At 63.8% G+C, this 9,963-nt stretch carries 7 protein-coding genes; 5 read left to right on the forward strand and 2 right to left on the reverse strand.

All coding sequences use genetic code 11. The features are described from left to right. Positions 1 to 7: 7 nt before the first annotated feature. Positions 8 to 1,363: a glycosyltransferase 87 family protein gene (locus tag RQH14_RS13785; RefSeq protein ID WP_311213743.1), complete on the reverse strand. Its 1,356-nt coding sequence runs from the start codon at positions 1,361 to 1,363 to the stop codon at positions 8 to 10. Positions 1,364 to 1,495: 132 nt separating this feature from the next. Between RQH14_RS13785 and RQH14_RS13790 the strand changes: the two genes are divergently transcribed. Then, complete coding sequence (locus RQH14_RS13790) at positions 1,496 to 2,671, forward strand: acyl-CoA dehydrogenase family protein (RefSeq protein WP_311213744.1); 1,176 nt, start codon at positions 1,496 to 1,498, stop codon at positions 2,669 to 2,671. A 70-nt stretch (positions 2,672 to 2,741) separates the two neighbouring features. Here the strand turns inward: RQH14_RS13790 and RQH14_RS13795 are convergent, their stop codons facing one another. Then, positions 2,742 to 3,353 (reverse strand): TetR/AcrR family transcriptional regulator, encoded by a 612-nt coding sequence (locus RQH14_RS13795; RefSeq protein WP_311213745.1) that lies wholly within the window; start codon positions 3,351 to 3,353, stop codon positions 2,742 to 2,744. 147 nt (positions 3,354 to 3,500) lie between these two features. On the opposite strand from RQH14_RS13795, the gene RQH14_RS13800 reads away from it, so the two are divergent. The 4 genes from RQH14_RS13800 to RQH14_RS13815 are packed head-to-tail and all read left to right on the forward strand — an operon-like array spanning position 3,501 to position 9,785. Then, positions 3,501 to 4,835 (forward strand): extracellular solute-binding protein, encoded by a 1,335-nt coding sequence (locus RQH14_RS13800; protein ID WP_311213746.1) that lies wholly within the window; start codon positions 3,501 to 3,503, stop codon positions 4,833 to 4,835. Continuing rightward, entirely contained in the window at positions 4,832 to 5,779 is a 948-nt protein-coding gene (locus RQH14_RS13805) for a sugar ABC transporter permease (protein ID WP_311213747.1), read from the forward strand. The genes RQH14_RS13800 and RQH14_RS13805 overlap by 4 nt, the downstream gene beginning before the upstream one ends. After that, a complete protein-coding gene (locus tag RQH14_RS13810; protein ID WP_311213748.1) occupies positions 5,776 to 6,690 on the forward strand; it encodes a carbohydrate ABC transporter permease in 915 nt (304 codons plus the stop codon). The genes RQH14_RS13805 and RQH14_RS13810 overlap by 4 nt, the downstream gene beginning before the upstream one ends. After that, positions 6,690 to 9,785 (forward strand): glycoside hydrolase family 2 TIM barrel-domain containing protein, encoded by a 3,096-nt coding sequence (locus tag RQH14_RS13815; protein ID WP_311213749.1) that lies wholly within the window; start codon positions 6,690 to 6,692, stop codon positions 9,783 to 9,785. The genes RQH14_RS13810 and RQH14_RS13815 overlap by 1 nt, the downstream gene beginning before the upstream one ends. Positions 9,786 to 9,963 lie beyond the last annotated feature (178 nt).

Here is a 9,963-nt window from a genome sequence, read left to right on the forward strand (position 1 = left end):
ACGGGGCCTAGCGTTGCCTTGAGGCCCACTGCCGCAGGCGGGTAGGCACATCAGGAACGTCCTCGATCCGGACCGAGTACCGACGCAGCGCAACGAACCAGCACATCAGGATGGCCACGGCACAGAAAACGCCCGCACTGGACGCCATGATCCATAGACCGGGCGTCTGGACATTCAAGTCAGCCGCACCCAGGGCGGTGCCGATGGTCTTGGGCGAGAAAAAGAACACCAGTGTTGAAACGGCCAGTACGGCACTCATCACTACCCGTTGGGCTTTGTGACGGGCCGGCGTTTCCTTGATGGTCCAAGCGAACGCCGGCAGGATGATGGCCATCCAGACCCAGTGGTGGGACCACGAAACCGGGCTGATGAGCAGCATGGCGAGTGCCGTCGTCGAGATGGCAATAACCCGTGCGCCTTGGGCGCTGGCCGCCCTGACAAGCAGAGCCGCCAGGACGACGGTCGCCAGGCTCAATGCGATCCAGGGCAAGGTTACGGTGTCGTGCGGGACACCGAAGTGCAGGAGGGTGCCCTTGATGGAGAGATTGTCCACATAGCCGGCACCGCCGATCCTTGAGGTATCGGGCAGGATTTCCAACCAGAACTGCAGGGACTCCGCAGGCCTCAACAGCCAGCCAAGCAGCACCGTGCCGGCAAAGCCGATTGCCATGTTCGCCAGCCCACGCCAGTCCTTGCGCATCAGGAAGTACAGGCCAAACACCAAGGGGGTCAGCTTGATGCCGGCGGCAACACCCACCAGGAAGCCCGTGCCCCGGAAGCCCCGCCGCTTGGACAGGCCGCCGAGGAGGTCGATGACCATCAGGCCCATGAGGATGATGTTGATCTGCCCGAACGCCAGCGTTTCGCGCCACGGCCCCAGGAACAGGACAGCAAGGAACAACGAAGCGGCTATCCAGCAGTTCCTGGTGGAGGACAGTGCACTCCTAAGATCGGGCTTCGATGACCAGTACCGGACGATCGTGACAGCCACCCAGGCCGCCAAGGCAACGCCTGCAACGTTGAACACCATGAGAGCCGACAGTTGTGGCAACCGCGCCAATAAACCAAAGACGAGGGCCGCGAACGGCGGGTAAGTAAAGGGGAGCTGCGGGCCACCGGCTGAAGCGACAGTGGGGCCGTACAGGTCCGACGGCGACGTCCCTGCCTGGTTCAGGATACTTCCGCCGAACCAGTAGACGCTGAAGTCCAGGCCCTGCTTGGCCCAGTCCGCGAGCATCATCCACACCGGAACCAGTACCACAGCCAGCGGCAGCAAGCGCAGGGCCGGAGAGGATGGTTGTACCGGCGTGCGCTGTGGTGCGGCCTCCGCCTTGGCCCTTAAATCGACGTCAGGCAGTGCCATGCAAAATCCCCCAAGTTAACCAAATCGCAGCGGGGGAAGTGTGCGACCCCCGCCTCCATACTACTGAAGGGGTTTCCCGGGCTTGCGGCCTGCATGGTCCCGGCAGGCGGGCCGGCCACCTAGGATGCTGGAATGAGCGATTCAACGACGAACACCTCCGACGTCCTGGCCCTCGATTCCCTGCTGACGGTGGAGGAGCTGGCTCTCCGCGACAAGGTCCGTGATTTCACGGCCCAGCGCATCCGTCCCGCCATCGCACGCTGGTATGAGGAGGCTCATTTCCCACGGGAGATCGCCCCTGAGCTGGGCGAGCTCGGAGTCCTGGGGATGCATCTGGAGGGGTACGGCTGTCCCGGCAGGTCCGCCGTCGAGTATGGTTTGGCGGCAATGGAATTGGAGGCCGGCGACTCCGGGATCCGCACGTTCGTCTCGGTGCAGGGTTCCCTCGCCATGACGGCAATTCACCGTTGGGGCTCCGAGGCGCAGAAGGAGCAGTGGCTTCCGCGGATGGCGGCCGGCGAGCTGATCGGATGCTTCGCGCTGACGGAACCAAGCGCGGGTTCGGATCCGTCCTCCATGACCACGTTCGCCCGTGAAACAGCCGATGGCTGGGTACTGGATGGCGCCAAGCGCTGGATTGGGCTCGCGTCCATTGCGGACGTCATGGTGGTGTGGGCCAACACTGAGGATGGTATTCGCGGCTTCCTTGTCCCTGCAGGTTCTTCCGGCGTAACCGCCACGGCGATTGAGCCAAAGCTCTCCATGCGCGCCTCGGTTCAGTGCGATGTAACGTTCGACGACGTGCGGCTGGGTCCTGATGCCATCCTCCCGGGCGCCGCTGGACTTCGCGGACCGTTCACATGCCTGAACGAGGCACGTTACGGCATCGCATGGGGTGCCATGGGAGCTGCGCGCGACTCGTACGAAGCTGCGCTGGAGTATGCGGGCACCAGGCTCCAGTTCGGCCGCCCCCTGGCCGGTTACCAATTGACGCAGGAGAAACTGGTGAACATGCTGGTGGAGATCCAGAAGGGCACCATGCTTGCCCTCCACCTGGGCCGTTTGAAGGACACCGGCCATCTTCATCCCGAGCAGATTTCCCTGGGCAAGCTGAACAACGTCCGCGAGGCCATCAAGATCGCCCGGGAGGCCCGCACCATCCTGGGCGGGAACGGCGTCACCCTGGACTATTCACCCCTGCGGCATGCCAACAACCTTGAGTCCGTGCGGACCTACGAGGGCACGGATGAGGTCCACACCCTGATCCTGGGCCAGCACATCACGGGCATCGGGGCTTTCCGCGGCTAACACACCCAAGTAGGTAGCAGTTGAGCGCGTTTTGAGGGCTCATAACGCGCTTAGCTGCTACTTAGTTGGGTCAGGGCTCGGGGAGGACCACCAACTTAAAGTAGCCACGCAGGCCCTTCACCACGTCCACCTCGTTGGGGGCCAGCAGCCATTGGGTCTGGAGGCCGTCCCACAGGGCTACCAAAGACATGGCAGCTTCGTCAGGATCAACTCCGGGCCGGAGCCTGCCCTCGGCGGCCAGCTCGGCGAAGCGCCGCGCGTAGCTGGTGCGCAGGCGTTCGAAGCGTTCGGTGAAGTACACCCGCCCGGGATGCGAGTCGGTGACGGACTCAGCGCAAAGAACGGTATACAGCTCAACCACGCCCGGGATGTTCTCGTTGAAGAGCGCCGTCCGGATCACGGAGTCAACCAGGCCTTCTTCCATGTCGTCCGGGAAGGCATCGCCGGTGATTTCGTCGCGGCGCTCCAGGACTGCCATCAGGAGATCGCGTTTGGACGGGAAATAGTGCAGCAGGCTGGTTTGGCTCAGTCCCACCCGGTCAGCAACATCCTGCAGCGATCCGCCGCGGTAGCCGTGGGCAGCAAACACCTCGTGGGCAGCATCCAGGATGGTCCGGCGCCGTTCCTCGGATTTCGCGTAGGGGCCCCGCCGCGCTGCGCGGCCCACGTCCTTTGTGGTCATGGCTAGTCAGTGTACATGCGCGTTACAGGCCGCATATGAAATTCGAGTGACTACTCGAATTTTCTGTTACCGTGGTCACACTTGCCTCTGCGGGACCCATTGATCCCGGCGCGGCATCGTCAACCTGACACGAAGAGGTGAAGGCTCATGACCCCATTCACGCGAAGACAACTCCTGGGCGCAGGCCTGGGAACAGCAGCCATGGGCCTGCTGACCGGGTGCGCTACTCCAGGAACACAGTCCGTCAATGCTGCACCCACCATCCCCGCCGCCGGGGACCCCGTGCGGCTGACCTATTGGGCTTGGCTGAAGGATTTCCAGAAAGTCGCTGACGTCTGGAATGCTGCCAACCCGAACATCCAAGTGGACGTGGTGTGGATCCCGGGCGGCAATGCCGGCGGGTATCAGAAGTTGTACTCGGCCCTGGCAGCCGGAGGTGGACCGGACCTGGCCCAGGTTGAACTGCGGTCCATCCCGGAGTTCATACTGGTGAACGGGTTGGTGGATCTGACCCGCTACGGCGCCAACGATCACGCCCACCTTTACGATCCCACTCTGTGGAAGCAGGTCAGCTACACCGGGGGCGTTTACGGCATCCCCCAGGACGCCGGCCCCATGGGCATGTTCTACCAACCGGCCATCCTGGACAAGGTGGGCGGCAGCACTCCGAAGACCTGGGACGAGTGGGCTGCCCTGGCCGCCGAACTACGCTCCGTGGACAGTTACTTGGACTGCTTCCCCATCAGTGATGCCTCTCCGTTTGCCTCTTTCGCTGGGCAGGCCGGTGCGCAGTGGCTGCGCCCGGAGGAGGATGGCTGGGTCATCAACATGACCGACGACGCCACACTCAACACCGCGCGCTTCTTCGATAAGGCGATCGACGACGACCTCGTCACCACCGCTTACGGCGCCTTCTCCCCGGGCTGGTTTGCAGCAGCCGGCAAGGGTGGCATCGCCTCGACCATCACCGGTAGTTGGGGCGACGCCCTGGTGCAGGGTGTCAGTGGTTCCGAAGGTAAGTGGCGGGTCGCCCCCATGCCCACGTGGGGCGATACAGGGTTTGGCTCGAGCTACCTGGGCGGCTCAACGGCTGCAGTCCTGGCCAACAGCAAGCACCCCAAGGAAGCACTGGACTTCGCGGTGTGGCTGACCACGTCCACGGAGGGAATCGACGCCGAGATCAAAAACAGCGGCATCGGCTGGTCACCCAACCCTGACTTCATCGGCACCGATCGGCAGCAACCCTCGGCGTTCTTTGGTGGCCAACGCTACAACGAGGACGTCTTTGTCCCTGCCGCCCAACAGCAGAACCCTGACTGGTCCTGGTGGCCAGTGACCCAACAGTCCTTCAACATCCTCAGCGACGGCTTCCGCAAGAAGGCTTTCGGGACCTCATTGGTGGATTCCATCGCGGCTTCCGAGCAGCAGATCATCACCGTTTTCAAGAACAAGGGCCTCAGCATTCGAAAGGAAACGGCATGACGACCACCCGCACCGCACCCACAGCGCAGCGTCCCGCCGCCCCGGCACGTGGAGGCAAGCGGAACAGTGCTGCCACACGCGCCCCGTGGCTGCTGCTTGCACCCTTCCTGGCTCTTTTCGTCCTCACGTTCCTGCTGCCCATTGTGGTAGCCATCCTGTCCAGCTTCACCAAAGTGACCCGCAGCGGACTGTTCGGCGAGGCCGGCGTGAGGAGTGAGTTCGCCGGTTTCAGCAACTACGCCCAGGCCTTGGCCGACGGCAGCTTTGTTGCCTCCATCGGCAGGATGCTCCTGTTCGGCGTTGTCCAAGTGCCCGTCATGATCGTCCTGTGCACGGTGTTGGCCCTCATGCTGGAATCGGCCTCGGCAAAGTGGCCGGGCTTCTTCCGCGCCGCCTACTTCCTGCCCTATGGTGTTCCCGGCGTCATCGCCACCATCCTCTGGTCCTTTTTGTATGTCCCCGGCCTGAGCCCCTTGTTCGATGCCGCGAAGATCGTTGGCCTCACCCCGGATTTCCTGGGCGCGAACAGCGTTCTCTGGTCCATCGCGAACATCGTCACGTGGAGCTACACGGGCTACAACATGCTGATCATCGTGGCGCAGCTCAAAGCCATTCCGGTGGAACTCTATGAAGCAGCCAAGGTAGACGGTGCTTCCACCTGGCGCGTGGCCCGGAGCATCCAACTGCCCTTGATCCGTCCGGCCCTCATGCTCACCACGGTGTTCTCCATCATCGGAACCCTGCAGCTTTTCGCCGAAGCACAGGTCCTCAAGACCGTTGCCCCCGCCATCGACAGCCAGTACACGCCGAACCTCAGCGCCTACACCACGGCCTTCGCGTACAACGACTACAACGTCGCCGCAGCCCAGTCGGTCATCATCGCCGTGGCCGCGTTCGCCCTTTCCTTCGCCTTCCTCGCACTGACGAACAGGAAGTCCTCATGACCGCCACAGCTACCAAACAACCCACAGCCCCCGTCCGCAGCACACCATCCGCGGGTCCGGACCGCTCAGCCGGACGACGGCGGTCATCCACCATCATCGTCACCGCACTTTTAGTGGTGGTGGCCCTGTACTTCCTGGTTCCCGTGTACTGGGTGTTCGTGGCCTCCACGAAGTCCACAGAGGACCTTTTCTCCACCAACGGTTTCTGGTTCGCCCCAACGTTCTCCCTCTGGGAAAACATCGGCCGGGTGCTCAGCTACGACAACGGCATTTTTGGCCGCTGGTTCCTGAACTCTGCGATCTATGCCGGAGTCGGCGCCCTCTTGGCCACGTACTTTGCCGCAGCCGGGGGCTATGCCTTGGCCAAATACCAGTTCCGTGGCCGGAACCTGGTGTTCGGCACCATCCTGGGTGGCGTGCTGGTTCCCGGCACGGCCACTGCCCTGCCGCTCTTCCTGCTGTTCAGCCAGATGGGCCTGGCGAACACCTACTGGAGCGTCCTGCTGCCATCGCTGGTCTCCCCCTTCGGCTTGTTCCTCTGCCGCATCTACGCCCAGGCCACCGTGGATACCTCACTGATCGAGGCCGCCAGGATCGACGGCGCCGGTGAGCTCCGCATCTTCCACACGATTGGGCTGAAGGTACTGACGCCTGCCCTGGTCACCGTGTTCCTGTTCCAGTTGGTGGGCATTTGGAACAACTACTTCCTGCCGCTGGTCATGTTGTCCGACTCGGAGCTCTACCCCATCACGCTGGGCTTGAACAACTGGCTGAGCCAGGTTGACCGTTTGCCCGAATTCTACGAACTGACCACCGGTGGAGTACTTCTCTCCATCATTCCGCTCAGCATTGCCATGGTTGTCCTGCAGCGCTTCTGGCGCGGCGGGCTGACAGAAGGAGCCGTTAAGTAATGACCCCGTCACCCGACGTCAACTACATCACCGACACCGGCCCCGGTACCGGCAATAGAGTCCCCGCCCGGTCCTGGCTGCACACTGACGCCCCCACACTGTCCCTTAACGGCCAGTGGCGGTTCCGGCTTCTCCCCGGCGCCCCCGGTACGCCGGGTGGACGCGGAGTCCTTCCTCCCGGGGAGGACATCGAAGGCATTGCACATGAAGCGTTGGACGACTCCAGTTGGGACACCATCCCGGTTCCGGCCCACTGGGTGTTGGAAGGTGAGGGCCGCTACGGGCGCCCCATCTACACCAACGTGCAGTTTCCCTTCCCTGCAGATGCGCCGCACGTCCCGGATGAGAACCCGACGGGCGACTACCGCCGCTCGTTCGAGGTCCCGGCAACCTGGGACGACGCCGGGAGGACAGTGCTGAGGTTCGACGGCGTCGAGTCCCGCTACAAGGTATGGCTCAACGGCGTCGAAATCGGTGTTGGGACGGGCAGCCGGCTGGCGCAGGAATTTGATGTGACCGAGGCACTCCGCCCTGCCCATAACGTGCTGGCTGTCCGTGTCCATCAATGGTCGGCCTCGAGCTATGTGGAGGATCAGGACCAGTGGTGGATGCCGGGCATCTTCCGCGACGTCACCATCCAGTCCCGCCCTCAGAAGGGCATCGACGACGTCTGGTTACGGACCTCCTACACCGCTGGCTCAGGCGTTATCGACCCTGAAATCACCGCGGATGACGCCGCCTACCCGGTTCGGCTGTCAGTTCCGGAACTGGACGTCGACGTCGTCTGGGACTCCCCTGCCGACGTCGCCCCGGTGGCGATCACCGGCGTCGAACCTTGGTCCGCAGAGGTTCCGCGCCTCTATAACGCCACCGTGCAAAGCGAAGGCGAGACCATCTCGCTGCGCCTGGGTTTCCGTACCGTGGAGATCAAGGGTGACCAGTTCCTGGTGAACGGCCGGCGTGTGGTGTTCCACGGAGTCAACCGGCACGAGACGCACCCGGACCGCGGCAGGGTCTTCGATGAGGACTTCGCCCGGGCCGACCTTGCCCTGATGAAGCAGTTCAACGTCAACGCGATCCGGACCAGCCACTACCCGCCGCATCCACGTTTGCTGGACATCGCGGATGAGATGGGTTTCTGGGTGATCCTCGAGTGCGACCTTGAAACGCATGGCTTTGAACGGCACGGGTGGGTGGGCAACCCCAGCGACGACCCCGCGTGGCGCGAGGCCTACGTGGACCGGATGGAACGCACGGTGGAGCGGGACAAGAACCACCCCTCAATCGTCATGTGGTCCCTCGGCAACGAGTCCGGCACGGGTTCCAACCTGGCGGCAATGTCGGCGTGGACCCATGCCCGGGACAGCAGCCGGCCCGTCCACTACGAAGGCGATTACACCGGCGCTTACACAGACGTCTACTCGCGGATGTACTCCTCCGTTCCCGAAACTGAAGCGATTGGCCGCGACGATTCCGGCTCGCTCGTGCTGGGCTGCTCCGCGGCGGAGTCCGCCCGGCAGCGGAGCAAACCGTTCATCCTGTGCGAGTACGTGCACGCGATGGGCAACGGTCCGGGCGCGATCGACCAGTATGAGGACCTGGTGGACCGTTTCCCTCGGCTGCATGGCGGCTTCGTCTGGGAATGGCGGGATCACGGCATCCGTACCACCAGCGCCGAGGGCACGGAGTTCTTCGCCTATGGCGGCGACTTCGGCGAGGTTGTCCACGACGCCAACTTCGTGATGGACGGCATGGTGCTCTCTGACTCCACGCCCAGCCCTGGCCTCTTCGAGTACAAACAGATTGTCTCTCCCCTGCGTTTGGCCTTCTCCACGGAAGCGTCCGACGGCGGCACGCGCCGCTACGTCTCCGTCGCCAATCTGCGGCACACGGCTGACGCCTCCGACGTCGTGTTGCACTGGCGTACCGAGCTGGATGGTGTCCTTGCTGATTCCGGTGAGCTCGACATCGTAACGCCCGCCGGCGGGCAGCTCGCTGCTGGTGCCACGACGCGGATCGCCCTGCCGGAGCCCGCATCCGTGGGAGCCGGTGAGCACTGGCTGACGGCGGAGGTGGTCCTTCGCAAGGACACCTCGTGGGCCGAGGCCGGCCATGTGATCTCTGCGGCGCAGCTGGAAGTGACCGAAGCCCGTCCCCGCCTGAGCGCCCCGCGCCCTGCGTTATCCTCCGAACGTGCGGCTGCCGTTGCCAAGGGAACGCTGTCGTTGGGCCCTGCTACCTTTGAGGACGGCCGCTTAGTCTCGCTTGCCGGATTGCCGGTCTCCGGTCCGCGGCTGGAGTTGTGGCGCGCACCCACGGACAACGACGCCGGTGCGGGCCGCGGCAGCTACGACCTCGCCGATCCATGGCTCAACAACGGCAACGGCACCCCTGCCCCGTCTATGGAAGCTGTGTGGCGCGCTGCTGGCCTGGACCGGATCACAGCCCGCGTGGAGAAAATTTCTGCCGACGAATCCGGAGTTGTGGTCCAGACCCGCTACGCCGCTGCAGATGCTGCCCAGTGGGTGTCGGTAGAGGAAAACTGGCAGCTCTCCGGTGGCGAACTGTTCCTGCGCGTGGACATCGTCCCCAGCACTGGCTGGGACATCATTTGGCCACGGGTAGGAATCCGATTCGACCTGCCCGGGTCGGTGGACCAGGCGTCGTGGTTCGGTGCTGGACCACGGGAATCCTACCCGGACAGCATGCACGCCACGCTGGTGGGACGGTACGCGGCCGGCATCGATGACCTCACGGTGCCCTACGCCAAGCCGCAGGAATCGGGACACCGCAGTGCTGTCCGCTCTCTTGACCTGCAGCAGGCCGGGCATCCCTGGCTGACGCTCGAGGCCGTCCCTGACTCCCGTGGCCGTTTACCAGGCTTTACTCTCGCCCGGCACACAGCGCAGGAGATCTCGGCAGCTGGTCACCCGCACGAGTTGCCGGCAAGCAAGGGCAGCTTCCTGTACCTCGATGCTGCCCAGCACGGCCTCGGGTCCAGGGCGTGCGGACCGGACGTTTGGCCGGAGTACGCGTTGCGCCCCGAAGCCCGGACGCTGACGTTCCGGATCACTGACGCGGGCCAGCCGAGCTAGCGGACGCGTTGTGGGGCCTGTTTTGCGTGCTTAGTTGAGGAAATAGAACGCAGAGCGGGCCCCACAACAGGCTCAACCCCACGTTGTGGGGCCTGTTTTGCGTGCTTCCCGGTCGGGTTGGCACGCAGAGCGGGCCCCACAACAGGCTCAACCCCACGTTGTGGGGCCTGTTTTGCGT

It is taken from the genome of Arthrobacter sp. WCS2018Hpa-7 (genome assembly GCF_031843805.1).
Lineage (GTDB): Bacteria > Actinomycetota > Actinomycetes > Actinomycetales > Micrococcaceae > Arthrobacter.